General features: G+C 29.6%; 30 protein-coding genes. 8 read left to right on the forward strand and 22 right to left on the reverse strand.

The window, feature by feature from the left end; translation table 11 throughout:
* Positions 1–21 precede the first annotated feature (21 nt).
* The 4 genes from AJ882_RS00750 to pheS are packed head-to-tail and all read right to left on the reverse strand — an operon-like array spanning position 22 to position 5,438.
* Positions 22–855 (reverse strand): 4-hydroxy-3-methylbut-2-enyl diphosphate reductase, encoded by an 834-nt coding sequence (locus tag AJ882_RS00750; RefSeq protein WP_002857098.1) that lies wholly within the window; start codon positions 853–855, stop codon positions 22–24.
* Positions 845–2,131 (reverse strand): 3-phosphoshikimate 1-carboxyvinyltransferase, encoded by a 1,287-nt coding sequence (gene aroA / locus AJ882_RS00755; RefSeq protein ID WP_011049807.1) that lies wholly within the window; start codon positions 2,129–2,131, stop codon positions 845–847. Before aroA ends, AJ882_RS00750 begins: the two co-directional genes overlap by 11 nt.
* A complete protein-coding gene (gene pheT, locus AJ882_RS00760) occupies positions 2,128–4,449 on the reverse strand; it encodes a phenylalanine--tRNA ligase subunit beta (protein WP_011049808.1) in 2,322 nt (773 codons plus the stop codon). Before pheT ends, aroA begins: the two co-directional genes overlap by 4 nt.
* Entirely contained in the window at positions 4,446–5,438 is a 993-nt protein-coding gene (gene pheS / locus AJ882_RS00765; RefSeq protein WP_002852567.1) for a phenylalanine--tRNA ligase subunit alpha, read from the reverse strand. Before pheS ends, pheT begins: the two co-directional genes overlap by 4 nt.
* A 122-nt stretch (positions 5,439–5,560) precedes the next feature.
* Between pheS and AJ882_RS00770 the strand changes: the two genes are divergently transcribed.
* Complete coding sequence (locus AJ882_RS00770) at positions 5,561–5,926, forward strand: histidine triad nucleotide-binding protein (protein WP_002852408.1); 366 nt, start codon at positions 5,561–5,563, stop codon at positions 5,924–5,926.
* 29 nt (positions 5,927–5,955) lie between these two features.
* Here AJ882_RS00770 and AJ882_RS00775 read toward each other — a convergent pair whose 3' ends face one another.
* Positions 5,956–6,525, reverse strand: coding sequence for a DJ-1 family glyoxalase III (locus AJ882_RS00775; protein ID WP_002852508.1), 570 nt, complete (start codon positions 6,523–6,525; stop codon positions 5,956–5,958).
* Positions 6,518–6,697, reverse strand: coding sequence for a hypothetical protein (locus AJ882_RS00780; RefSeq protein ID WP_010891894.1), 180 nt, complete (start codon positions 6,695–6,697; stop codon positions 6,518–6,520). The genes AJ882_RS00775 and AJ882_RS00780 overlap by 8 nt, the downstream gene beginning before the upstream one ends.
* Before the next feature lie 82 nt (positions 6,698–6,779).
* Here AJ882_RS00780 and AJ882_RS00785 point away from each other — a divergent pair, with 82 nt between their 5' ends.
* Together AJ882_RS00785 and AJ882_RS00790 are read left to right on the forward strand one after the other, a co-directional pair.
* Positions 6,780–7,523 carry an amino acid ABC transporter permease gene (locus AJ882_RS00785; protein ID WP_011049809.1) on the forward strand — a complete coding sequence of 248 codons (744 nt, stop codon included), beginning with the start codon at positions 6,780–6,782 and terminating at the stop codon, positions 7,521–7,523.
* A complete protein-coding gene (locus AJ882_RS00790; RefSeq protein WP_002858785.1) occupies positions 7,516–8,244 on the forward strand; it encodes an amino acid ABC transporter ATP-binding protein in 729 nt (242 codons plus the stop codon). The genes AJ882_RS00785 and AJ882_RS00790 overlap by 8 nt, the downstream gene beginning before the upstream one ends.
* 27 nt (positions 8,245–8,271) lie before the next feature.
* On the opposite strand, the gene AJ882_RS00795 is transcribed toward AJ882_RS00790, so the two are convergent.
* From AJ882_RS00795 to AJ882_RS00810, 4 genes are all read right to left on the reverse strand, one after another.
* A complete protein-coding gene (locus AJ882_RS00795; protein ID WP_002872832.1) occupies positions 8,272–9,738 on the reverse strand; it encodes an alanine/glycine:cation symporter family protein in 1,467 nt (488 codons plus the stop codon).
* Between the two features lie 103 nt (positions 9,739–9,841).
* Positions 9,842–10,309 (reverse strand): tRNA (cytidine(34)-2'-O)-methyltransferase, encoded by a 468-nt coding sequence (locus AJ882_RS00800; RefSeq protein WP_002859556.1) that lies wholly within the window; start codon positions 10,307–10,309, stop codon positions 9,842–9,844.
* Between the two features lie 2 nt (positions 10,310–10,311).
* Positions 10,312–11,298 carry an alanine racemase gene (locus AJ882_RS00805; RefSeq protein WP_002867456.1) on the reverse strand — a complete coding sequence of 329 codons (987 nt, stop codon included), beginning with the start codon at positions 11,296–11,298 and terminating at the stop codon, positions 10,312–10,314.
* Positions 11,299–12,276 (reverse strand): murein L,D-transpeptidase family protein, encoded by a 978-nt coding sequence (locus AJ882_RS00810; protein ID WP_002856863.1) that lies wholly within the window; start codon positions 12,274–12,276, stop codon positions 11,299–11,301.
* Between the two features lie 156 nt (positions 12,277–12,432).
* Here AJ882_RS00810 and AJ882_RS00815 point away from each other — a divergent pair, with 156 nt between their 5' ends.
* From AJ882_RS00815 to AJ882_RS00830, 4 genes are all read left to right on the forward strand, one after another.
* On the forward strand, positions 12,433–12,903 hold the full coding sequence (locus tag AJ882_RS00815; RefSeq protein WP_002867455.1) for a hypothetical protein: 471 nt from the start codon (positions 12,433–12,435) through the stop codon (positions 12,901–12,903).
* An 85-nt stretch (positions 12,904–12,988) separates the two neighbouring features.
* Complete coding sequence (locus tag AJ882_RS00820) at positions 12,989–13,408, forward strand: copper chaperone PCu(A)C (RefSeq protein WP_002852580.1); 420 nt, start codon at positions 12,989–12,991, stop codon at positions 13,406–13,408.
* Positions 13,409–13,411: 3 nt separating this feature from the next.
* Positions 13,412–13,864, forward strand: a complete 453-nt coding sequence (locus AJ882_RS00825; RefSeq protein WP_002852445.1) for a hypothetical protein — start codon at positions 13,412–13,414, stop codon at positions 13,862–13,864.
* Entirely contained in the window at positions 13,861–14,421 is a 561-nt protein-coding gene (locus AJ882_RS00830) for an SCO family protein (RefSeq protein WP_002859560.1), read from the forward strand. The genes AJ882_RS00825 and AJ882_RS00830 overlap by 4 nt, the downstream gene beginning before the upstream one ends.
* A gap of 6 nt (positions 14,422–14,427) precedes the next feature.
* On the opposite strand, the gene cysM is transcribed toward AJ882_RS00830, so the two are convergent.
* The 3 genes from cysM to ciaB form a co-directional block, all read right to left on the reverse strand.
* A complete protein-coding gene (gene cysM, locus AJ882_RS00835; protein ID WP_002870166.1) occupies positions 14,428–15,327 on the reverse strand; it encodes a cysteine synthase B in 900 nt (299 codons plus the stop codon).
* Between the two features lie 126 nt (positions 15,328–15,453).
* Positions 15,454–15,750, reverse strand: coding sequence for an HU family DNA-binding protein (locus AJ882_RS00840; RefSeq protein WP_002859562.1), 297 nt, complete (start codon positions 15,748–15,750; stop codon positions 15,454–15,456).
* Positions 15,751–15,851: 101 nt separating this feature from the next.
* Positions 15,852–17,684 (reverse strand): invasion protein CiaB, encoded by a 1,833-nt coding sequence (gene ciaB, locus AJ882_RS00845; RefSeq protein WP_011049812.1) that lies wholly within the window; start codon positions 17,682–17,684, stop codon positions 15,852–15,854.
* 61 nt (positions 17,685–17,745) lie between these two features.
* Between ciaB and AJ882_RS00850 the strand changes: the two genes are divergently transcribed.
* Positions 17,746–18,159, forward strand: coding sequence for an acyl-CoA thioesterase (locus tag AJ882_RS00850; protein ID WP_002853544.1), 414 nt, complete (start codon positions 17,746–17,748; stop codon positions 18,157–18,159).
* A gap of 39 nt (positions 18,160–18,198) precedes the next feature.
* Here AJ882_RS00850 and kcuS read toward each other — a convergent pair whose 3' ends face one another.
* From kcuS to AJ882_RS00895, 9 genes are all read right to left on the reverse strand, one after another.
* Entirely contained in the window at positions 18,199–18,396 is a 198-nt protein-coding gene (gene kcuS, locus AJ882_RS00855) for a KCU-star family selenoprotein (RefSeq protein WP_002867452.1), read from the reverse strand.
* The gene (locus tag AJ882_RS00860; protein ID WP_011049813.1) at positions 18,377–20,488 is read right to left on the reverse strand and encodes a carbon starvation CstA family protein; all 2,112 of its coding nucleotides are present in this window, start codon (positions 20,486–20,488) and stop codon (positions 18,377–18,379) included. Before AJ882_RS00860 ends, kcuS begins: the two co-directional genes overlap by 20 nt.
* Positions 20,489–20,654: 166 nt before the next feature.
* Positions 20,655–21,584, reverse strand: coding sequence for a ribose-phosphate pyrophosphokinase (locus tag AJ882_RS00865; RefSeq protein ID WP_002853293.1), 930 nt, complete (start codon positions 21,582–21,584; stop codon positions 20,655–20,657).
* Between the two features lie 107 nt (positions 21,585–21,691).
* Complete coding sequence (locus tag AJ882_RS00870; protein WP_002853290.1) at positions 21,692–22,351, reverse strand: amino acid ABC transporter permease; 660 nt, start codon at positions 22,349–22,351, stop codon at positions 21,692–21,694.
* Between the two features lie 10 nt (positions 22,352–22,361).
* Positions 22,362–23,114: an amino acid ABC transporter permease gene (locus AJ882_RS00875; RefSeq protein WP_002853332.1), complete on the reverse strand. Its 753-nt coding sequence runs from the start codon at positions 23,112–23,114 to the stop codon at positions 22,362–22,364.
* A 1-nt stretch (position 23,115) separates the two neighbouring features.
* Entirely contained in the window at positions 23,116–23,895 is a 780-nt protein-coding gene (peb1A, locus tag AJ882_RS00880; protein ID WP_002867450.1) for a bifunctional adhesin/ABC transporter aspartate/glutamate-binding protein PEB1a, read from the reverse strand.
* Between the two features lie 21 nt (positions 23,896–23,916).
* On the reverse strand, positions 23,917–24,645 hold the full coding sequence (locus tag AJ882_RS00885; RefSeq protein ID WP_002853259.1) for an amino acid ABC transporter ATP-binding protein: 729 nt from the start codon (positions 24,643–24,645) through the stop codon (positions 23,917–23,919).
* A gap of 135 nt (positions 24,646–24,780) precedes the next feature.
* Positions 24,781–25,569 (reverse strand): CheR family methyltransferase, encoded by a 789-nt coding sequence (locus tag AJ882_RS00890; protein WP_002853285.1) that lies wholly within the window; start codon positions 25,567–25,569, stop codon positions 24,781–24,783.
* Between the two features lie 15 nt (positions 25,570–25,584).
* Positions 25,585–26,139: a CheB methylesterase domain-containing protein gene (locus tag AJ882_RS00895; RefSeq protein WP_002853263.1), complete on the reverse strand. Its 555-nt coding sequence runs from the start codon at positions 26,137–26,139 to the stop codon at positions 25,585–25,587.
* Between the last annotated feature and the right edge of the window lie 133 nt (positions 26,140–26,272).

Here is a 26,272-nt window from a genome sequence, read left to right on the forward strand (position 1 = left end):
TATTCTATTTAAAAACATTTTTTAATTAATTTTAAAATTTTCTATTTTGGCGATAACTTTTTGTATAATCCAATCAGGAGTACTAGCACCTGCACTAATGCCACAATGTTTTTTATCTAAAAACCATTCTTTTTTTAACTCTTCTTCGGTTTCAATTAGATAGCTATCTTCACAATTGGTTTTTGCAATCAAAAAAAGTTGTTTTGTATTGGCTGAGTTTTTACCCCCTACAACAACCATAACATCACTTTTAAGCGAGAGTTCTTTAATGGCATCTTGATTTTTAAAGGTTGCATCACATATAGTGTTAAAAACTCTTACTTCTTTGGTTTTAAGTATTAAAAAATTTACTATCTCCATAAAATGCTCAGGCTTCTTAGTTGTTTGGCTTACTACAGCTATTTTATTAGGAAGTTTTATATTTTGAAGTTCTTTTTTATCCAAAACTACATAAGCTTTTGTACTTACATAACTTTTGACTCCTTTAACTTCGGGATGATTTTCATCTCCAAAAATAACAACTTCATAACCCTCCTTACTCATTTGCTCGCAAATTTGTTGTGGTTTTGTAACAAAAGGACAAGTGGCATCAAAAATTTCTATATCTTTTTTTCTCAATTCTTCTAAATCTTGCTTTGTAATACCATGAGTTCTTATAATAGCCTTTTTTTCATTACTTAAAGCTTGTATATTTTCCAAAGTTTTGACATTAAAATTTTTTTGCAAACGAGAAATTTCTTCGTTATTGTGAATAAGAGGGCCTATAGTTGCAGCATCTTTTATTTGTTCTGCTTTTTTAATAGCTCTTTTAACACCAAAACAAAAACCATAGTTTTTTGCTAATTCAATAATCAATCCTAGCTCCTAAATTTGATAAAATCTCTATAAAATTTGGAAAAGAAGTTTTTATACAATCACTATCATCAATCTCGATTCCACAAAGCAAACCTAAAATAGCAAAACTCATAGCAATACGGTGATCTCCATAGCTTTTAATTTTTGAAGATTTTAGTTCGCATCCACCTTCTATTTCAAAACCATCATCAAGTTCTCTAGCTTCAACACCACAAAGCTTTAGATTTTCAACCATCACAGCAATCCTATCGCTTTCTTTAACGCGTAATTCTTTAGCATTTATTAAACTAGATTTACCCTTAGCCAAAGCAAAAGCTATAGCCAAAGCAGGCGCTTCATCTATTAACCAAGCGATATTATCTTTAACTTCTATGCCATTAAGCTTGCTAGACTCCACCCTGATCTCACCAATAGTTTCAAAATCATTTTGAGTTATTGTCATTTCAAGTTTGGCACCCATTTTTTGCAAAATTTTATACGCCTCTATACGAGTAGGATTAAGCAAAATATTTTTTAAAATAATTTGAGATTTAGGTAAAATAATAGCTGCTAAAACAAAATAAAAAGCCGAAGAAGGATCATTAGGAATGATTATATTTTGAGCTTTTAAAGGTTTTTTTAAAGGATTTATTTCAAGACTTAAGCCATCATTACTAACCCTTATTGGAGCTTTCATAGCCTTTAGCATGTTTTCACTATGATTTCGACTAAGAGAAATTTCACTAAAAGTGCATACATTATCAGCTCTAAAAGCAGATAAAATCATAGCTGTTTTAACTTGAGCCGAAGAAATTTCGCTTTTAAAATTAAAAGCTTTTAATTTTTGACCTTCTATACAAAGTGGAGCTAAATTTGCCTCATTTCTTCCATAAATTCTAGCGCCTATTTGAGTAAGTGGTTTGCTTATCCTTCTCATAGGACGATTGTTTAAATACTTATCTCCACTTAAAACAAAAAAACCAAAAATTCCTGCTAAAAATCCTATCATCAAACGCATAGCAGTTCCTGAATTTCCACAGTCTAAAATACAATTTGGAGATAAAATTTCTTTAGGGGGTATAATTTTGACGCAAGAATCTTTTTGTTCAATTTTAGCTCCAAGATTTTTTATAATTTCAAGAGTGTTTAAAGTATCTTGAGCTAAGAGATAATTTTGAGCCTTATTTTCTTCTTGTGTTAAAAGCGAAAATATAGCAAAACGATGAGATATGCTTTTATCTGCTGCTATATTTTCAAGTATAGCATTTACAGGGGTTTGCAATTTGTAAATTTTCATCTTAAATCAAGACCCAAATTTTTAAGAGTATTTAAAATTTTATCCATACATTCATTCACTTGATTATCTTCTAGAGTTTTATTTATATCCCTAAAAGAAAAACTTATAGTAATGCTATAAAATTCTTTAAGGTTTTCATCACTATAAATATCAACTAAACGAAAATTTTCAAGTATTTCTAAATTCAATTCTTCGATACAATTTTTAATCTGATTGTATTCAAAACCTTTAGGTATTAACACGCTAAGATCTCTAGTGATAGCTGGGAATTTGGAGTAAGGCTTAGCTATTTTAAAATCTTGCCTGATTAAATCTAAATCAAGTTCGCAAATATATGTTTTTGGTAAATCTCTCTCATTTTCTATTTTTAAATGCAAACGGCCTATAAAACCTACTTTAATATCCGATAGATAAATATCTGCTTGTTCATAAGGGCTTAAAATATTATATTTTGATGATTTTAGTTTAAAATCACCTATAATATTTTTAATATCTAAAAGAAAATCATAAAATTGCACCGATTCAGGTTTGGCCTTGTTGGAAATTTTAGCTTCTTCTTTTAAGCCAGAATGGATAAATGCAATACGATTTAATTCTTGATTATTAACATTGAAAACAGCCCCTAATTCAAAAAGTTTAATAATTTTTTTAGAATTTTTTGCATTTAAACTTGCTGCATTTAACAAATGATTTAAAAGGGTTGTTCTTAAAGTATTAAGTTCTGCTGTAATTGGATTGATTAGTTTTAATTTAACAGAGTCAAAACCTAATCTTTTAAGTTCTTCTCCATTATCCAAAACATAATGTAAGCTTTCAAAATAACCACTAGCTACTGCTCTTTTTCTTAAATTTAAAAACTCAATATAATTTTTATATGCAGAATTTAAACGATTTTTTTCTATAAATTCTAAACCCTTGGAAGCAATATTATCAATACCTATAATTCTTACAACTTCCTCGCAAATATCTGATAAATTTTTAATATCAGGACGATGTAAAGGTGCTTTAACATTTATAAGCCCTTCACCTGAAAGTATGAGCTCAAAACCTAATTTCTTTAATATTTTTAATACTTCATCTTTATCAACATTTTGTCCTATTATATCGCTAATACCTTCAATACTTATTGGTATGATTGGTAATTCTTTGTCGGTTAAAATTTGTTGAGAAGAACTATAAATAACAAGATTTGGAATATGCTCAAAAATACCAAGCAAAAAATCCATTCCTAAATTTAATTTAGGTTCACTTCCCCTAAAACTTCTATAAAGCATTTTTTCATCTTGATCTTTATGATATATTTTAGCATCTGCAATTACCAATGGATCGGTATAATTAGCCTCAATAATAATTATTTTAGAATCATCTTTACATCTACTTTCATTATTTTGGAAAATTCCGCTAAAGCTTAAAAGTTTATCTTTGTAAGATACCTTTGTTTCTCCATGCACTTGCTTGCTTAAATTAATGATAAATTCTTCATCTTTTTCAGAAAAACTACTTAAATCATAAGCATTAAAAAGAACACCAGTTGAATGCGTTGCATAATTTAATAAATTTTCTATGGAATTTTTTCCCAAACCTTCAATTTGAGCAAGTCTTAAACTAAGCAATAAATTTGTTTGAATTTCTTCTTTTAGCCCTATGGCTCGATAATTATAAAGCCCATTAAGTTCTTTCTCAGCTGCTAAGCGCAAAATTCTACCGATACCTAAAACATTTTCACTTTCTTTAAATGGTTTTGGTTCTTTTAAATTTAAATTTAAAGCTGCGGCTAAATCACGAGCTATACCATAAATACTTAAACAATCACCCCTATTAGGAGTAAGTTCCACTTCTATTAGCTCATCATTAAAAATTTCATAAGTATTTAAAGGTCTCCCAAGTTCTAATTTCCCTATACTCTCATCTAAAAGCATAATTCCTTCATTGATTTTTTCAAAACCCAGTTCTAAACTAGAACAAAGCATACCACAAGAATCCACTCCTCGCAATTTTGCTTCTTTTATTTCCATACCGTTTGGCATGATAGCACCTTTAGTTGCAACAGCTACAAATTGTCCTGCATCAACATTCGCAGCACCGCAGACAATTTGCAAGGTTTCACTTCCGATATCAACTTGACAAATGCTTAATTTATCTGAATTTTCATGTTTAATTTTTTCCTTAACATAGCCTACAACAACTTTATCTGGAGCCTTTAAAGCGCCAACCCTATCAACTTCTATACCTATAGAGTTTAAAGTTTTAGCTATTTTATCTGAACTTATTTCTTCAAGTTCTAACCAATCATTCAACCAACTTTTAGTAATTATCATCTAAACTGCTCCAATAATCTCAAATCACCTTCAAATAAAGATCTTAAATCTGGAATTTGATGCAAAAGCATTGCAAAACGTTCTACTCCCAATCCAAAAGCATAACCACTTACATTTTCATAACCAACAAAATTATAAACATTAGGATCAACTATTCCACATCCTAAAACTTCAAGCCAACCTGTATGTTTGCAAACTCTACAACCCTTTCCTTTGCAAAATACACAAGAAATATCAACTTCAGCAGAAGGTTCTGTAAATGGGAAAAAACTTGGACGAAAACGAACTTTCACATCTCCAAACATATAACGCAAAAAATCTTCCAATACACTTTTTAAATTTGCAAAGCTAACCTTTTGCCCTTCTTCCACCACAAGGCCTTCAACTTGATGAAACATAGGAGTATGCGTAATATCAAAATCTCTTCTAAATACAGCACCAGGGGCTATCATCCTAATAGGAGGTTTTTGTGCAAGCATTGTCCGTATTTGCACTGGCGAAGTTTGTGTTCTTAAAAGCCTTTTATCATCAAAATAAAAGGTATCTTGCATATCTCTTGCGGGGTGAGATTTAGGTAAATTTAACGCTTCAAAATTATGAAAGTCATCTTCTATTAAAGGCCCTTTTTCTATGCTAAAATTCAAAGCTATAAAATATTCTATGATTTTATCCATGGTGCTCATAACAGGATGCAAGGCACCTGTTGTAATACTTTCATCAAAATAGTTAAAATTTAAAGCATCTTGTTTCATTCTTTCTTCTAAAGCAAGATTTTCCAAATCTTTAAATTTGGCTAAATAAGCCTCATTAAATATTTCTTTTTGCGCATTTAATTTAGCAGCAAATTCTTTTTTCGCCTCATCTTCTAACTCTTTAAGCTTTGTAAAGCCTTCTGTTAAAATACCTTTTTTTCCAAGAACGGAAATCCTAATGGCTTCCAAATCATTTAAATTCTCACATTTTTGAATCTGTTCTATAAAATTTTGCAATTTTCTTACCTTAAATAAAATATTTCAAGTTCTAATTCTATTAAAAACTATTTTAAATTCAGCATAAAAACCAAACTTTAAAGATATAATTGTATCAAACCAACAATAAAAAAGGATAAATAATGCAAGAAAAAACAATTTTTGAACTCATAGTTGAAGGTAAACTTCCATGCAATAAAGTGCTTGAAAGTGACGATTTTCTAGCATTTCATGATATTGCACCCAAAGCACCCATACATATACTTATAATCCCTAAAAAATATTTTAAAGACTTTCAAGAATTTGATCCTGAACTTATGGCCAAAATGACAAGTTTCATACAAGAATTAGCTGTTCTTTTAGGTGTAGATAAAAGTGGATATCGCTTGGTAACAAACTGTGGAAAAAATAGTGGACAAGAAGTTTTTCATTTGCATTTTCATATGCTTGGAGGTTTTGAACTGCCTAAGGAAAAAACAAAAAAAGAAAATCCTCAAGCTTTATTTTAGTTTAAATGGTAGAAAAACTACCATTTAAACTATTTTGTCAAAGGTAGCAACATTCCCTCATATAATTTTTGATAAATTTCATCACCGCATAACTTTTTAGCTAGTTCTAAACCAAAAAGAATTGCCGTAGCTGGACCTGCTGAAGTTATAACATTTTTATTTACAACTACAGCCTTGTTAACACGATTTCCATTAAGTCCAACTTCACAACTAGGATAACAAGCAAACTCGCCCTCTAAAACACCTGCTTCATTTAAAACTATAGGAGAAGCACAGATTGCGGCAACAATTTTATTTTTGCTATGAAGTTGTTTAATGATATTTAAAATAACATTTGAATTCTTAAGATTCATCATACCTTCAAAGCCACCCGCCAAAGCAATAGCATCTAAATTTTCTATATCAACATCCTCTATAGAACAATCTGCTTTTATACTAATGCTATTAGCACCTTTTACCAATAACTCACTGTTTAACGAAGCTATAACAACTTCCAAATCTGGATTTAATTCTTTTGCTCGTTTTAAAACATCTGCAATTCCTATAAATTCAGCTTCTTCAAAACCTTGAGCCAATGGAATTAATACTTTTTTACTCATTTTGTTCTCCTTTTTTATATTTTTTAAATCTTTCTTCTCTTTCTTTGTTTTTTTGCATCATTTGATGATTGAAACCTATAACCAAAACAATCATTAAAAACACAAAAATAACTATTAGAATGAAATCTAAAATTTCCATAAATACAACCTTATTTTTGGGAAATTCTAACACATTTTTTTAAATCTTTAGAGAAAATTCAAAGATATTTCTATAAAATCTTTTTTTAAATAATTTCTCTGAAAAGGTTTACAAATTGAATCAGAAAAATATAAGAATTTTTGTTTTTTTTGTTATTATTATTTTATGGGGCTATTTTTCTTTCCCAATAGAAATATTAAAAATTCAAGATCCTAGTGGAGTTGTAAGCTATGGCTATACAGAAAATGCAAAAGCTTATTTAAAAAGTTATCTTATTACACTTTTATTAACTGCTTGCGCTGTTATTATCGGAGTGATTATTGGTTTTAGTTTAGCTATTTTATACTTCTCTAAATTTAAAACGCTTAATTTTATTATAGATGAATATATAGACATTATACGAGGAACACCAGTAATTTTACAATTGATGATTTTTGCTTTTGTAATTTTTACTTTTATAGATAACCTTTATGCAGCCATTCTTGCACTAGGACTTAATAGCTCGGCTTATATAGCAGAAATTGTAAGAAGTGGCATTAATAGTGTAGATAAGGGACAAATGGAAGCTGCAAGAGCAATGGGACTTGATTACAAAACTTCAATGAAAGAAATTATTCTTCCACAGGCTACTAAAAACATTCTACCTGCATTAGCTAATGAATTTATTTCTTTATTTAAGGAAACTTCTGTTGTAGGATTTATTAGTGTTATTGATATTACCATGCAAAGTCAAAGCTTGCAAGCCGTACTTTACAATCCAAAACCTATTATTTTCACTGGACTTGTTTATTATGTAAGTGTAAAAATTTTTAGCTATTTTGCAAAAAAACTTGAACTTAGGATGAATAAAAATGATTGAAGTTAAAAATTTACAAAAAAAATATGGAGAATTAGAAGTTTTAAAAAATATTAACACTACAATCTCAAAAGGCGATGTAATAGCTATCATAGGTCCAAGTGGAGGCGGAAAAAGTACATTTTTACGCTGCATCAATCGCTTAGAACTAGCTGATAGTGGGGAAATTTTAATCAATAAGCAAAACATACTTGATAAAGAAATTGATATTAATAAGATCAGGCAAAAAGTTAGCATGGTATTTCAGCATTTTAATCTTTTTGCTAATAAAAATGTTATGGAAAATTTATGTTTAACGCCCATTAAAACAGGAATTTTAAGTCAAGAAGAAGCCATAAAAAAAGCAAAATTACTTCTTGCTAAGGTGGGTTTAGCAGACAAAGAAAATATAATGCCCCATAAGCTCTCTGGCGGACAAAAACAACGCATAGCTATTGCTAGAAGCTTGATGATGAATCCTGATGTTATTTTATTTGATGAACCTACTTCAGCTCTAGATCCTGAAATGATAGGCGAGGTTCTAAGCATTATGAAAGATGTTGCAAAAGAAGGTTTAACTATGCTTGTAGTAACTCATGAAATGGGCTTTGCTAGAAATGTTGCCAATCGTATATTTTTTATGGATAAAGGAAAAATTGCTGTTGATGCAAGCCCTAAAGAAGTATTTGAAAATCCTAGCAATGAAAGATTGAGAGAATTTTTAAACAAGGTTTTGAATCATTAATTCATAAGCCACTAAGGCTTATGAATTTTAATCCCAACATTCAGCGTTTTTAATTCCAAGTTTGCTAGCATTAAATTTAGGATCTATACCAGATTTTTGTTGCGTATTAAAATCTTTTAAAACTTTATTTACTATACCACCTAAAAGCAATAAAGATATAATATTTGTCGTTGCCATGAAAGCCATAGTCAAATCAGCCAAATTCCAAGCAAGTTTTAAATTCATTTGCGAGCCTATAAAAATCATAGCCACAGCTGTAATTCTAAACAAATTCATTACAAATTTGGAATTTGTTAAATATTTAACATTAGCTTGAGCATAATAATAATTTCCTATTAAAGAAGTTATTGCAAAAAGAACAATAGCTATAGTAATAAAATGGATTCCAAAGCTACCGTAATACTCACGCATAGCTTCTTGAACTAAAGGCATTCCACCATCAATTTTACTTTCTCCAAGTCCTAAATATGCCATAGAAAAAAGAACTAAAAATCCAGAACTTGTACAAACAACAACATCAATTAAAACTGAAAAAGCTTGTATAACACCTTGTTTAGCTGGATGACTTGTCAAAGCTGCTGCAGCTGCATTAGGTGCCGAGCCCATACCCGCTTCATTTGAAAAAAGTCCTCTTTTAATCCCTATAACCAAAGCAGAACCAGCAAAACCACCAAAAATCGCTTTAAAATCAAAAGCACTTTGTAAAATCATATGAATCACAGAAGGAATTTTATCAAAATTCATTAAAACAGCAATCACGGCAAGTAAAACATAAGCTAAAGCCATAAAAGGAACAATTAAAGAACTAATTTTACCTATTTTAGTATGGTGAGAAAAAAACATCCATGCACCAAAAATAGTTAAAACAATACCAATAATCATTGGCCAAGAACTTGATGCAAAATCTACAGCAGCATTTGGATTAAACATATCATAATAAACTTTAAAAGACGAAGTCATTGTTTGACTTTGAAGTCCATTAAATCCATAAGCATAAGTAATAATAAGAATAAAAGCAAAAAAAGCTCCAAAAAAATGTGAGCCTAAGGCTTTTTTTATATAATAAGCTGGACCACCTTTAAACCCGCCTGTATCATCTTTTGATTTGTAAACTTGAGCTAAGGTACTTTCAGCAAATGCTGAGGCACCACCAAAAAATGCCATAACCCACATCCAAAATAAAGCACCAGCTCCACCTGTAGCCAATGCCAAAGAAATTCCAGCAATATTTCCTATACCAACTCTAGAAGCAGTTGAGATCATTAATGCTTGAAAAGGTGAAATATGTTCTTTAGCGTGTCCTTCGTTTTTTTCTGTAAGAATTTTAAATACAGAACTCAACATACGAAACTGAACAAAGCGAGTTAAAAAACTATAATAAAGCCCACAAACAATAAGTAAAACTACCATAATAATGTCTGTATTTGGGACAATCTTATTAGCTATAATATCAGACGCTTTATTGGCAAAATCTAGCATAATATCTAATTTCATCCAAACTCCTCAAAAAATAATCTAAATTTTACTTTAACATAATTTTTATAAAAAGGACTTTATGATTTTATTTGTTTTAAGCTATTGTGTAAATTTGAAACTTTTAAGAAGCAAAATTTCTAAAATTTTGTCTTAAAGCTTCATAAGAGATTATACCAACGCTTGTGGCTAAATTTAAACTTCTTCCATAAGATTTCATAGGTATAGTTATAGCATTTTCCCAGTTTAATTGCATTAATTCCATAGGCAAACCATAACTCTCACTTCCAAAGAATAAGAAATCATTTTTTTGAAATTCTGCATCAAAATAAGCTTTTTGACTCTTAGTTGTTGCGAAAAAAAAGCGATTTTTATAAATCATATTTTCATTCAAAAATTCTTCAAGATTCTCCCAAATAATAGGCTCTAATTTATCCCAGTAATCAAGTCCTGCCCTTCTAACAGCCTTTTGTGAAATATCAAAAACAGTTGGTTTAACAATATGAAGTTTAAAACCAGCATTAAAGCACATTCTACCTATACTACCTGTATTTTGCGGTATTCTAGGGTGAACTAAAACTATATTAAACATATTTATACTAGAACTCTTTGAATATTAGGATTTAATTTTACTAAAATTTCATAGTTAATAGTATGAAAAAAATCAGCCCAAATATCAGCATCTTTAAACACGCAAATTTCCTCACCAGAATTTTCACAAGAAAAACTATCCATTGACATCTTTCCAAGCATTACTTTTCCATTTCCAAGCACTAACTCCCCTTTTCCATTGTATCGGAAAAGACCATCAGCATAACCCAAATCATAAGTCGCTACTTCCATATCCTTTGCAGCAGTAAAAATGCCTCCATATCCTATACTCTGTCCTTTTTGTAAAATCCTTTGACTTAATCTATGAGCATACAAGCTTAAAACTCTTTTTAAATTTGAATCCCCATATCCAAATTGAACAAGCCCAACTCTACAATATTCATCTTCGGGAATTTTCCCTCTAAATAATGCTGCAGAATTATGCGAATGAAATAATAAATTTGAAAAATATTTTTTTACTATCTTTTTAGCTTTTTGAAAATTTTCTTTTTGAACAAAAAAACTTCCATCCATTTCATCTGCACTAGCAAAATGTGTAAACATTCCAGTAAGTTTTAAATCACTACTTTGAATAAGATCTATAGCATGCTCTAAATTTTCTACACAAATTCCATTGCGATGCATGCCTGTATCTATTTTTAGATGTATTTTTATATCTTGCTTGTATTTTTTTGCTTGGGAAATATCATTTAAAGCATAAATAAATCGAGAATTTTCATTACCATGAGGACGATGTGATAGTATTAATATATTCTCAAAAAATTCTTCGATTTCTTGAGCTTCTTCTTCACTCTTAACAGCAACAAAAGAAACTCCTAAATTTTTGGCTAATGGAGCTAAAAGCTTAGCTCCATGTCCATATGCATTATCTTTAAAAACGCAAATTAATCTTTGAAAACTCCCTATTTTTTTAGCAATATGTCTTAAATTATATTCATAAGCTTTTTGATCAATTTTTATTAAAGACATTTATTGCTCTGCTAAAATTTTCATTTTACCTTTACTATCTATCTTAACGTATAAAATTTTATCGCCTCTAAACTGATAGTTTTTAGTGTAATAATCCTCATAAAATGAAATTCTATACATAGTTTCATTTTCTAAATTCGGATAAGGGCTGATATTAATATCTGAAAATTTAATCTTTTTATCTTCTTTACGAGAAAAAATAGATTTTTTCATGGAAGCAAACTGTTCAAATTTCATTTTATCAAAACGTTTAAATTCTTGCTCATCATAAAAACTTAAATAGGTATTAGTATCACTATTTGTCCAAGCTAGTTTCCATGTAAAAAGATCAGCCAATAAACTAGCTATTTGATCCTTTTTAGCTCTAATTTTTTCTTTTTCTTCTGTCATAACAAAAACTTTTTTATCTTGTACAACTTGTGCAAATTTCTCCAAATTATTATTAAATAAAGCAATACATCCTCTTGTTTTAAATTCATCAAGTCTAGAACCATCTAAAGGATAGCCATGGATCCAAATACCACCACCTGTTTTTCCTTGTACTTTATCAAGTAAATTTGGATAAGTTGTAGCAAAAGCAAAGGGACCATAATAAGGATCACCTGGATTAAACTTACGGCCTAACTCATAAAAACCTACTGGCGTTTTCAAATCTCCTTCTATTTTTTTATCGCCCATTAATCCAGTTATTATTTCTTTTTGTTCAAAATCTTTTCTTATTTTTCCGTCCTCGTAAGAATAAACACGGAGAATTTTATCTGTTTTATTTGTAAGTACGATAGCAACATTATCATCATAGTATCCAAGTGAAATATTTTTATCTCCTATTTCACTTAACCAAAAATCCTTTTGAGTTAATTCTTTTTCAATCGCTACACCAACAGCATCTAACCCTTGATTAAGATAAATTTTAACAAGATCTGAGGCATGTAACATCAATGAAGAAAGTGTAATTAATAAAGCAAGTCGTTTTAACAATGTTTTTCCTTAGGTATTTCAAAATTTTTTAAGTCAAAAATGTTTGTGATTATAATATTTTTTTTCTTAAAAAATATTAATTATATTAACAATGCGGCCTTATTTATGATATAATTTTTATAAATCATAAAGGCTTGTTTTAAAAGGTTGTCTATAATGATAAGAAATTTTTTTATAGGAATGTCTTTTTTAGGCATTTTGTTTTTAGCTTTTTATGCATTATATGATAAAAAGAAAGAAAGTGTATTTAGCTTAAATACATGCCAACCTCTAACTTGTGACTTAAATTTACAAGATTGTGTTTTTTCTTTTAATAAAAAAAATATTGAAGTTTCAGCCTACCCAAAACCTATAAAAATTTTCAATAAAACTACTATAAAAATTAAAAATTTTCCTCATTATTCTAATTTAAAGATTAAAATTTATAGTTTAAATTCCTATATAGGCGATATCATTCCTAAATTTAATATAGTTAATGGTGATATTCTTATAAATTTTATAGGTAGAAGCATTACCGATGATTCTAGATTTAGGGTTGAATTTTTAAACAATAATGCTCCAACTGGTTTTTTCTTTGATTTTGATGTTACTATGCAAAAAAATTTTCAAACAGGTAACACACATTGAAAAATTTTCAAAATTTTATATTCAAATAAAAATATTTTTTGATATAATGAACAAATATTTAATATTATAAAAATAAGGATACAATATGAAAAAAATTCTTCTCTTAGGTGCTCTTTTTGCTGTAAATCTTTGGGCTGTTAATGATATAGAGGTAAAAAATGCCTTTGTAAAACAAACTCCACCTCATGCGCAAAATAGTGCTATTTTTCTTACTATTTTTAATAATACTAATAAGGATATTGCTCTAATAAGTGCCAAAAGCGATATCAGTGAAGTCAGTGAACTGCATACACATATACATAAAGATGGAAAAATGATGATGCAAAAAATTCCTGAAATTATTATAAAAGCTCATTCAAGCACAGAGCTTAAATCTGGAGGTTACCATATAATGCTTTTAAAACTAAAAAAACCTATTATTAAAGACACGAAGGTAAATTTAGATTTAAAATTTAATAATCACAAAACCATAGAGTTAAAAAATATTGATTCTAAAGAATTTTAATTAATGAGAAAAATTATTTTTATCCTAGCTTTTGCTTTTGTTATTGCTATTTTATATATTATTTTTGATTTTTATGTAATAAAAGATTCTCAAAAAATAACAAAAACTGATTTTTCTACCCCATTGACTTGCGATCTTAATGTTAAAGACTGCACATATAGTTTTAACAATAAAAAAGTCTTAATTTCCCTAAATCCCAAACCCTTACAATCTTTAGATGTTACAAATCTAAAGATTGTAAATCTAGGAAATTATAACAACTTAGGAATTAAAATTTATGGATTAAATATGTATATGGGCGAAATTAAACCTAAAATACATCGATTAAATTCAACAGACTATGAAAGTAAAATAGTTCTTGCTGCTTGCGTTTTAGATACTATGCGTTTCAGGGTAGAATTTATGGATAATAATAAACCCATAGGGTTTTATTTTGATTTTGAGCTAAAAAAATGAAAAAAAATATTATTTTGTTTATAGTTATAGTTGCCATTATTTTAGGTGTAATATTTTTTATTAAAAATCATCAAAATTCTTATGATTTTATCTTAAAATCAGACTTAAAAGAGGAAACCACCCTAAAAGATTTTAAAGGAGATAAGCTTATTATCTATTTTGGATATACTTATTGCCCTGATGTTTGTCCGGCAACTCTTAGTTTAGTAGGCAAAGCCTTAAAGCAAATCAATAATCCTAAGGCTCACCTTCTTTTTATTTCTTTAGATCCAAATAGAGATAATAACTTAAGCAATACAAACGAATGGTTACGATACTTTTACCCAAAAGCAGATGCCTTAATTGCAAAAGATGAAAAAACTCTTCAAAAAATAACAAAACAATATAATGTTCAATATCAAAAAATAGATCTAAATGATTCTTTTATGGGTTATTCTATAGCACATAGCAATATGCTTTATCTTATTGATGAAAAAGGTCATTTTTATAAAGAAATTAGCGATTTAAATCCACAAGAAATTTTAAGAGAACTTAGAATTTTTCTAAATTCTCAATAATTATACTTAAGCAAAAAGATCAGTTGAGAGGTATCTTTCAGCCGTATCGTTTAGCATAGTTAAAATTCTTTTATCTGGAAATTTCTTTGCTAGCATACTTGCGGCAAATACATTTGCTCCACTTGATATACCTACCATTAAACCACTTTTGGCAAGTTCTTTGGCTGTATTTATAGCATCTTCATTACTTACTGTGATCACTTCATCTATAACTTCTTTATTTAAAATAGCAGGTATAAAATTCGCCCCTATTCCTTGTATTTTATGGCTTCCCGCTTCACCTTTGCTAAGCAATGGAGAATTTAGAGGCTCGACTCCAACAATATGCACTTTTTCTAATTTTTCTTTTAGTATTTCCCCAACTCCACTAATAGTACCGCCAGTTCCAAAACCAGCTACAAAAATATCAAGTTCATTATCCAAATCTCTTAAAATTTCTAAAGCCGTATTCTTACGATGCGCATTTTTATTTGAAATATTTTCAAATTGAGAAACCATAAAAGAATTTGGAGTATTTAATAATATTTCATTTGCTTTATCAACCGCTCCTTTCATTCCTAAATTTGCAGGAGTTAATTCTAACCTAGCGCCAAAGAGTGTTATCATTTTTCTTCTTTCTAAACTCATAGATTCGGGCATTACAGCAATAAATTTAAGTCCCAAATCTGCACAAATCATAGCCAAAGAAATTCCAGTATTTCCACTAGTTGCTTCAACTATTGTAGTATCTTGATTAATTTTTTTACTATCTAAAGCATCTTTAATCATTTCAAAAGCTGCTCTATCTTTTATAGAATGACTAGGATTTAAAAATTCACATTTAGCAAAAACATTGATACCAAATTTTTTCAAATGTATAATAGGAGTATTTCCTATAAGCTCACTTACTTTTTCATATACTTTCATAATTTTAATATCCTTTTTTATTTAATAATGATAGTTTTATAAAAGTTTAAAAAAATAAAGTAAATAAAAGATATAAAATATCTGGATTAATTAAGAAAGAAGGCTAGAATTTATCTAGCCGAAGTTTTATTTTTTCTTTTTGCCGCTTGCTTTTGCAACAGCTTCTTTAAGGTTTTTACCTACCTTAAATTTTGCAACTCTTGTAGCAGGAACTTTGATTGTTTTTCCTGTGCTTGGTACTCTAGCTTCTCTAGCAGCTCTTTCTTGAGTTGAAAAAGTACCAAAACCAATAAAACTGATGCTATCACCTTTAGCTAAAACATCAGTAATAGTAGAAATAACTGCATCAGTAGCAGTAGTAGCGTCTTTTTTTGTTAGCCCAGCTGTTTGAGCAACTAATGAAATAAAATCTGCTTTAGTCATAAAAGCTCCTTTGTTTTAATTGAAACGCCTAATTTTAGCATATTTAAAAAACAATATCAAGTAAAAAACAGCTTTTTTTAAGTTTTTTTCAAAAAACTTTATTATTTTTTCTTATATCTTTCAAATTCTCCACTATTATCAATTTCATTACCAATTTTCTCGTATAAATCATAATAAAATTTAACAAATTCTTTACACTTAGGCATAATAGGAAGAAAAATATTATCTTCAATTTCACAAAATCTACTTAAAAACTCTTTTGCATCAAGTCTTAAAGCATAGTGTTTTGCCAATTCATGATAATTTTTTAAAGTTAGCTCTTTAAATTTTTCATAATACCTTAAATCAAAATTTATCTTCAAATTATTATTTTCAAAAATCAATACTTCGCTTTCAAAAAGCAAGCTAAGATGAATAAGTCCTTCCGTATAATAAGGTTTAACTTCATCAACCCTTTGCCAAGAAATAAGTCCAATAGCTCTTTTTATAAGCTCATGAAAAACAGGCATTATCAAGTCATCTTGTTCATGATAAAAGAAATTTATAAGTCCACCTGTAGTAGCTTTATATTCTTCTATATTTTTAAAAAAACCACTCTGATTCATTGTTTTTTCGGTATCATTAGCAATAAAAAATATATGACCAAATTCATGGCCTATAGTTGATACTTCATAAACCCTTTTCCAAATTTTTTCCTGATAAAATAAAATATTTCTTCCAAAATCCAAAAATTCTTTATCAAAAACCTCGCTAGAAATTTTCATAAAAGGCTTTGTTTTAGCATTTTCATATACAAAATTTATAAAGGCAAATATTTTTTTGCCCGCCTTAGAACTTACAAACTCATCATTTGGAACGACTTGAGCTGAGAATAAACCTTTAAGTTCAGCACCATAAAATATCATCGGAGTGCAAATATAAAGTTGAGTTTTTTCTATATTAGATAAAACTTCTTTTTCTAATTCACAATCTTCAAGTCCTATATTTTTATAAACATGTTCAAAACTTTCCTTAATTTCATTACCAAATTTCAAAACATCAAAATCATTTTCATCTTCTATTCTTATATCCCATTCTAATGCCACCGCATGAGTATAATTATCTTCATAATATTCTAAAGGATGTCCCACTTGTAAAGGTGATTTTACTTTCATCCAAGCAAATTCAGCTTCTTGCCAAGCTTTTATAACCCTATCTTCATCTTTTTCACAAAACGCTAATTTTAATTTTTCAAAATATTCTATATAAGCTTTTTCCTCTTCGCTGCTAGCAAATATTTTAAGCTGATCAATCATATTTTCAAAAGCAAATTCTAATTTTAAAATTTCATTCTCGAAAAATCTCGCATAAGGAACAAATTTCCATAAATTTCCTATTCTAACTAAAACACCATAGCTTCGCTCACAAATTTCTCCTTCTGGAGTTTTTTGATATAAATGATTTTTACGTAAAAATTCCATTGCATCATCTAAATTTGGAAATTGAGTAGATAAAATTTTATTATTTTTTTCTATAATTTCTTTAGTCCAAGAAATTTCAAAAATATTCATAATTAAACCTATATTATGCACTCCTTGTATTAAAGACTGATAAAAATTATTTAAAAGTTTTTTCTCTTTTATTTCATTAATTAAATTTTGATGTTCTTTTTCATAAAACTTTCTAACCTCTTCATAGAACTTATGTTTTAGCTCTATAATCTTATCTTCCTTAAAGTTGTTTTTTTTCCACTCTTGAGCTAAATTTTCTTCCTTTAAATCAACCAAACGCCTAAGTATGGCTAGCATAGTTGTTTTATCTTGTTTTAATTCGCTTAAAGAAATCAAAGATCTAAAATACTCGCCCACATCTTCTTTGTCTAAAAACTCATATAACGCATTATTTCTTTCTTTGTATTTTCTAACCAATTTAGCTATTTCTTTAAAATTATTCATACTTTTATTCTCCTTTTTAACTTTTTTAATTATAATTCATTTTTTAAAATAAGGAGTAAAAATGAGAGATATGGGAGAACCAAAATTAAAAATTGTAGCTATGCCAAGTGACACAAATCCAGCGGGAAATATTTTTGGCGGATGGATACTTTCACAAATCGATTTAGCAGGAGCTATCGCAGCAAGAGAACTTTCTCCTGAACGCGTTGTAACCATCTCTATGGATAAAGTAGTTTTTAAAGAACCTGTTTTTATAGGCGATATAATTTCTTGTTACTCTAAAGTTGTAAATGTGGGCAACACTTCAATCAGCGTTGAAGTAGAAGTCACAGCTCAAAGAGTGGATTCTCAAGGTTGTACTTCTTGCATTAATGTAACTTCGGCTTTAGTAACTTATGTAAGTGTTACAAGAGATGGAAAGAAAAAGCCTATTAGTGAAGAACTTAAAAGAATTCATGGCTTTTTAAATGCTTAAAGCTTATTTTGTATGATAAAACTTTATCCTTTAAGCTTATCAGCATTTATTTAAACCGCCACTATTGTATTTTTTATCTAGACATTCTTTGAAAAATTCCCCTCTGGTTTTTGGAATTTTTCCTGGATGTTTTTGTTTCATGTGTTCTAAATACTTATCATAACTAGAAAGTCCCACCAAGGGATGAAAAAACCTTTCAGCTTTTTCATAATAATATTTAAATTTTTTGAAATTCATCAATCTTAATATACTTAGTTTCTTTAAGAGGAATTTTAATTTTACCTAAACAAATTCCTATACAAGAAATTATAACAAGCAAGGTAGCTATCATAAAGAACACACAAAGAATTGCATTAAGCAAATTTCCAACTTTACTTTGAGTGGCTATTGAAATTTCTTTTTTAATTACAGAAATTTCTTTTTCATCTTTAGTATTATTTAATTTAAATTCTAAATCTTTAATTTTTTGACTTTGTATGCTAACGGCGGCTACATGACTTACCGCATTTGCTACTTTATTGCCTTCTTCATAAGGCATAATTTTTTGAATTCCTCCATACAGAGTTGCCACTAAGACAAATACCGCAGGTACTAAAGTAACCCAAGTATATCTTGCCTTGCCCATTTTTACAAGTATAGTTGTAGCAAGAAGTAAAGCCATACCCGCAAGCATTTGATTACTCACGCCAAAAAGAGGCCAAAGCGTATAAATTCCTCCCTTAGGATCAATGGCACCTTGATAAAGAAAATATCCCCAACCTGCAACACTTAAAGCCGTAGCCAAAAGTCCAGCTGGATAATTATGAATATCTCCTAAAGGTTTATAAACATTACCCAATATATCTTGCACCATAAAACGACAAGCCCTTGTCCCAGCATCCACCGCTGTTAAAATAAATAAAGCTTCAAACAATATAGCAAAATGATACCAAAAAGCCATCAAATCCACGCCGCCAAAAAGTTCATGTAAGATCAAAGCTACACCTATAGCAAAAGTCGGGGCTCCCCCTGTTCTTGAAAGTATAGTATGCTCTCCTATATTTGTGGTTAAAGTAGTAATTTCTTCAGGAGTAATACTAAATCCCCAACTTGAAATAGTTTGTGCTACATTTACAACATCTGTTCCTATCAAAGCAGAGCTTGAATTTATAGCAAAATAAAGACCTGGATGTAAAATACAAGCACAAATTAAAGCCATAATCGCCACAGCACTCTCAGCAAGCATAGAGCCATATCCAACAGCCAAAGCATGAGTTTCGTTTTCAAGCATTTTAGGAGTAGTTCCACTAGAAATCAAAGCATGAAAACCACTGATCGCACCACAAGCAATGGTAATAAATAAAAATGGAAACACTCCACCTGCAAATACTGGACCTGTTCCATCAAAATACTGAGTATTTGCTTTTGGCATTTGTAAATCAGGAGCAACCAAAACAATAGCTACAGCCATTACCACAATAACACCGATTTTCAAAAAAGTTGAAAGATAATCTCTTGGAGCAAGTAAAAACCACACAGGTAAAACAGAAGCAATAAAACCATAAGCCATCATAACAATTGCCAAAATTGGAGCTTCTAAAGTAAATATTTTAGCCCAATAAGGATCAGCAGCTATAACGCTACCATAATGAATAGCCAAAATTAAAAGCACAAAACCTATTATAGAAGCCTCCCCTACTCTACCTGGACGGATAAAACGCATATAAATGCCCATAAATATTGCTATAGGAATAGTCATTGCGATAGTAAATAAACCCCATGGAGATTCTGCTAAAGCTTTTACAACCACCATAGCTAAAATGGCAATAATAATAAGCATAATGCCAAAAATCGCCACCATAGCAACTCCACCTGTAAATTTACCCATCTCATCCTTAATCATCTCGCCAAGACTTCTACCTTTTCTACGAGTAGATATAAAAAGAACAACAAAATCATGCACAGCACCCGCTAAAACTCCTCCTACTAAAATCCAAAGCATGGAAGGCAAATATCCCATTTGAGCAGCCAAGATAGGTCCTACTAATGGACCTGCTCCTGCAATAGCAGCAAAATGATGTCCAAATAATACAGCTTTATTTGTAGGCACAAAATCACGCCCATCATTTTCTACAAGTGCTGGTGTTGCACGATTTTTATCAAGTTCTAAAACCTTATAAGCTACAAAACGCCCATAAAATCTATATCCTATCATATAAATACATACAGCAGCAACCACCAAATAAATCGCTGATACACTTTCGCCATTTTGTAAAGCTAAATAACCAAAACAAATAGCGCCTAAAGTTGCAACAAACAACCATAAAATTTTAGTACTTAACTGAGTCATATTTCTCCTAAGAAAATAAAATATTTTCAAAGAATAGCAGATTTATAGATTAAATTGTATAGAAAGATGTTTAGTTTTTTCACATTTTTAAAAAAATATATGTTTTTTGTTTCTTTAAGTAGCATAAAAATGAAAAGCTTAAAAATAATCTTTAAGCTTTTTTAATCTAAATAAAGAGAGAATTTACACTTTCGTTATGATAAACACGACGTATTACTTCAGCAAAAACAGGTGTAACGCTTAATACTTTAATATTTGGTAATTGCTCTTTTAAAGGTATAGTATCTGTTACCACAAGCTCATCTAAAACTCCACTTGCTATTCTCTCATAGGCTTTTCCACTTAAAACTGCATGAGTACAGCAAGCCATAACAGATTTTGCACCTTTTTCTTTTAAAGCTTCCGCGGCTTTAACTATAGTGCCAGCAGTATCAATAATATCATCCACTAAGATAACTTCTTTATCTTTTACATCTCCAATAATATTCATTACTTCACTTTCATTGGCTTTTTCACGACGCTTATCAACTATAACTATATCAAGTCCTAAATGCTTTGCAACACTCCTAGCTCTTGCAACACCCCCTATATCTGGACTTCCTATAATAGCATTTTTAAAATGTTTGGCTTTAATATAATCATTAAAAACTATACTTCCATAAAGATTATCTACTGGAATATCAAAAAAACCCTGAATTTGTCCTGCATGCAAATCTATCGTAGCTACGCGATCAATCCCAGCTGCTTGAATCAAATTAGCCACAAGTTTAGCAGTAATTGGCACTCTAGGATTTGCTTTTCTATCTTGTCTCGCATAGCCAAAATATGGGATAATAGCCGTAATTGAATTTGCACTTGAGCGACGCAAAGCATCTGTAAGAATTAAAAGTTCCATTAAATTATCGTTTGTAGGAGCGCAAGTACTTTGAATAATAAAAACATCCTTTCCGCGTACACTCTCATCAATTTGAACGCTAATCTCTCCATCACTAAACCGCTTTACTCCAGCATCACTTAAAGGCAGGGAGAGATATTTAGAAACTTGTCTTGCAAATTCGACATTAGCTGAGCCTGAAAAAATTTTATAACCTCGCATAAAAAACCTTAATCAATAAAATTATGAATTAATACAAAAGATTTTAATAAAAAAAATGTTAAAAACTGCTGTAAATTTAAAAAGCTTATATAAAAATATAAGCTTTTTTAAGAAATGTAAGCTGTCTTTTTGGCATAATATCTTACCAACATAGAAAGTGAAAAACATATTATAAAATAAATTCCCGCAACAACACCTATCATCGCTAAAATTTCTTCAAAACTTGTTAGTTTTGCCAATATAGTTTTTGAATTATAAGTAAGTTCAGCTATACCTAAACCCGCTAAATAAGCTGTATCCTTTACAGTGGTTACAATTTGAGATAATAAAGCAGGTATTATTTTTCTAAAAGTTTGTGGTAAAATAATATAAAAAAGAGTAAAAAATTTACCAAAACCTTGAGAATAAGCTGCTTCAAACTGACCTTTTGGTATAGAATTTAATCCACCTCTAATAATTTCAGCCATAACCGAACTCGTATAAAGTGAAAATCCTATAGTACCCCAAAAAGCTTGAGGAAATTGTCCAAAAAATACAGGTAGAACAAAACAAGCTGCAAGCATCCATAATAATAAAGGAGTATTTCTAAAAATATCTATATAGCAAGCTGCTAAAAATTTACTTAATCTATCCCCATAATTTTTAGTTATAGCTAAAAAAGTTCCAAAAACAATCGAAATAATACAAGTTGCTAAGGCTATTTTTAATGTCAGAAATAAACCTTGCATTAAAAATTCAATATTTTGCGCATTAAAAACATTTTCCATTAACAACCCTTTATCTCGTTAAATGTGCTTTTTTTAGTTTATTTTCATAAGCCTTTGCAAAATAAGCCAAAGGATAACAAATTATAAAATATAAAACCGCTGCAAATATATAAGCTGGCGCATAATTTCCATAATCAGCTGCATAGCTATCAGCAGAATGCATTAACTCAGCTCCACCTACAATAAGCAATACAGAGGTATTTTTGATTAAATTTACCATTTGATTTGTCATCGGTGGTAAAATAATTCTAATGGTTTGAGGTACTATAATATAACGCATTTGTTGAATATAAGTAAACCCTTGAGAAGCAGAAGCTTCAAACTGACCTCTTGGCACAGCTAAAATTCCACTTCTAACCACCTCGCTTACATAAGCTCCGTGATAAGCTCCAACACCCAATACACCAATAGTAAATATATCAAGTCTTATACCTAAAACAGGCAAGGCATAAAACAAAAAGAAAATTTGTATTACCAAAGGAACATTTTGAAAAAGCTCTACGTAAATTCTAGTGTAGGCTCTGATAATTTTAAATCTACTTGTAGCCATAACTCCGCCTATAGTTCCAAAAATTGTAGCTATAAGCAAAGCAAGAATGCTTACTTCTAAAGTATAAATAAAACCATTAATAAAAGCATCTTTATTATCCAAAGCATCTAAAAATTTCCATACCGCAAAAGGGCTTATACTATTTTCATCATATAAACCCCAAGAAGTAAGAATTTGTCTTAAATGTTCAACAAAACCTACACTTTCATTCATATTATAAACCCCATTTTTTCGCTAAAGCATCAATTTCATTTTTATGTTCTTTTACAAAATCATCAACATATTTTGCAAAAGCTGGATCATCTTTTTTGGTTACAATACCATAACTTTGTGGTTCAAAACTATCTGGCAAAATTTCACTTTTATCATCCACATAACCTAACAATATTGATTTGTCTACAGAAAACGCATCAACTCTTTTAGCATCTAACGCAGCTTTTATACTTGGATAATCAGGAAATTCACTAAATTTAACATCAATGCCAATTTTTTTAGCAGCTTCACCTATAGCTTTTTTTGTAGTTGCAGCTTGAGCTACTCCAATATTTGCACCTTTCATATCAGCTAGAGATTTATAATTTTTTTCTTTTAAAACCAAAAGCCCTATAGCATCTTGATAATAAGGCTCTGAGAAATTATAAATTCTTTTTCTCTCTGGAGTAATAGTAAAAGTTGCTATCACTGCATCTACACTACCATTATCAAGCAAAGGGCCTCTTGTTTTAGCATTAACTGCAACTAGTTTTATTTTTTTATCATCACCTAATATACTTTTAGCTAGCAATTTGGCAACATCTATTTCGAAACCTTTAATTTCACCTGTTGCTTGATCAAGTAAAGCATAATATGGAACATCATTTTTAACACCAACTATTAATTGTCCTTTAGATTTAATAGACTCAAGTTTACCTTCTGCTGCATTAGCATTACTAAATGCAACACAAGCACCTAGAGCAAAAACTGCCAACTTTAACAAAGATTTTCTAAAAACCATTTTTTCTCCTTTCAATTTTGGTTAATTTTTAAGAATTTTCCCTAAAAAGAGTCGCGCTCTTTCAGTTTTTGGATTTGAGAAAAATTCGCTAGGAATATTTTCTTCCACAATAGCACCATCTTCCATAAAAATAATCCTATCTGCTACTTCTTTTGCAAAACCCATTTCGTGTGTAACAACCACCATGGTAGTATTGCTTTGATGTGAAATTTCTTTCATTACATCTAAAACCTCTTGTATGGTTTCTGGATCAAGGGCTGAAGTAGGTTCATCAAATAAAATATAGGGTTTTTTAGTACAAAGTGATCTTGCTATAGCAACGCGTTGTTGTTGTCCACCTGAAAGGGTTGCTGGATAAACATTTGCTTTATCCAGCAAACCTACAACTTTTAAATACTTAAAAGCTGTTTCTTCAGCTTCTTTTTTAGATTTTTTTTGAAGTTTCATTGGAGCTAAGGTCAAATTTTGCAAAACTGTCATATGTGGATATAAATTAAAATGCTGAAAAACCATTGCACAATATTTTCGGCAAATTTCAATTTTATTTTTATGATTTAAAACAAGATTGTTAACTACGACCTCTCCTGAACTAACTTCTTCAAGCCCATTCATGCAACGGATAGTTGTACTTTTTCCACTTCCACTTGGACCTATAATAACAAGCTTCTCACCTTCTTTAACAGAAAGATTAATATTCTTTAGAACATGATGAGTTCCGTAGTATTTGTTTACATTTTTTAATTCAATCAAGTTTTTTCCTTTATTTTTAGCTAAATATAAAATTAATTGAAATTATTTTATCATTAAATAAAGAAAACTACTTCAAAATGTAACTTATTTTTACTAATAAATTTCCAAAGTGTAACTTTTAGTAATTTTTAGAATTTATACTTTTTCATAGTAAACACCTCTTGGAGAGAAAATCTTTTTAAAATAAATAGTCTCTGGAATTAAATCAGCATTGCCAACATAAAGCCTTCCTTTATCATTTAAAATTCTATGAAATCTCTCCATAAGTTTTAGTTTTGATTCATGATCAAAATAAATAATCATATTTCTAGAAGCTATAATATCAAATTTTCCCAATCTTGAAAATTTTTCTTCAAAAACATTGCAAAGTTCAAATTTACAAGTACAAAGCTCATTTTTATTAATAGTATAAAATTTATCTTCGCTTTCTAAAAAAAACCTTCTTTTTTCACTCTCGCTCAATCGCTGTAAAGTTCTTCCTTGATATTTTCCAAGTTTTGCTTTTTCAATCACACTTGAATTAATATCAACGCCTAAAATATACATATCTTTAATAAAATTCTGTGCAGCCAATAATGCCAAAGAATATACTTCTTCTCCACTTGAACAAGGGGCGCTTAGGATATTTACTCTCTTTTCTAAGCTTTTGGCATAATAAATTATTTCTTTCAATTGAGCCAATTCTCTTAAAAAATAAGTTTCACCTATGGTTACAAAATCTAAAGTTTCTTGTTTAAGTTGTCTATTGCTTTTTAATTTTCCCAAAAATTCGGAAAAATTTTTAGTATTAGTTCCTTCAAGAAATTTATTCAACTTTAAAGCTAGTATATTTTTTTTATCGGTTAAATCAATACCACTCATTTCGTTGATAATTTTTATAAATTCATTAAGTTCCAATTCGCTAGGAGTTATTTTTTTTTCCATGCAATTTTCCTTTTATTAATCCTGATCAATAAAATTTACAATTTCTTTTTTAATTTCTTTTAAGCTCATAGGTTTTAAATGCGGATTCATATCTTTTGCTCTTTTTGGCATACCATAAACGACGCTATCTGCTTCATTCTCACATAAACATCTAACTCCTGTTTTATAAAGCTCAAATAAACCTTTTGCGCCATCATCTCCCATGCCCGTTAAAATAATAGCAAGTATTTTATTTGTTTTTGCCAAAGAAACAGCGGAATGAAAAAGTAAATCCACACTCGGTTTAAAGCTTGAAGCCACATCTTGCCAAGCGGCTACAATATTTAAATTTCCAGATAAAATAGTATTTTTAGGGCAAATATAAATTTTATTGCTTAATATCTCTTTATCGTTCAATAAGCACACTTCACTAAAAGCTTCTTTATTAAATTGCCCCACAAAAGATGGAATAAAACTGGCACTCATGTGCTGAGCTATAACTACACAAGTATTTTTTACATCAATATCCTTTAAAAGAAATTTAAGCTGATTAGGACCACCTGTTGAAGATCCTATGAGTATGAGCTTCACTTTCTTCTCCTCTTAATTTATTGAAATTTTATTTTTCTTGTCACATGATTCTAACATATATAAAGAAAAATAAAGCTTATTTTTAAAACAAAGAAAAGCTGTTTTTATGATTTAATATGATAAGATTAGGTTT

This window comes from Campylobacter sp. BCW_6461 (assembly GCF_001762735.1).
Classification (GTDB): Bacteria; Campylobacterota; Campylobacteria; order Campylobacterales; family Campylobacteraceae; genus Campylobacter_D; species Campylobacter_D jejuni.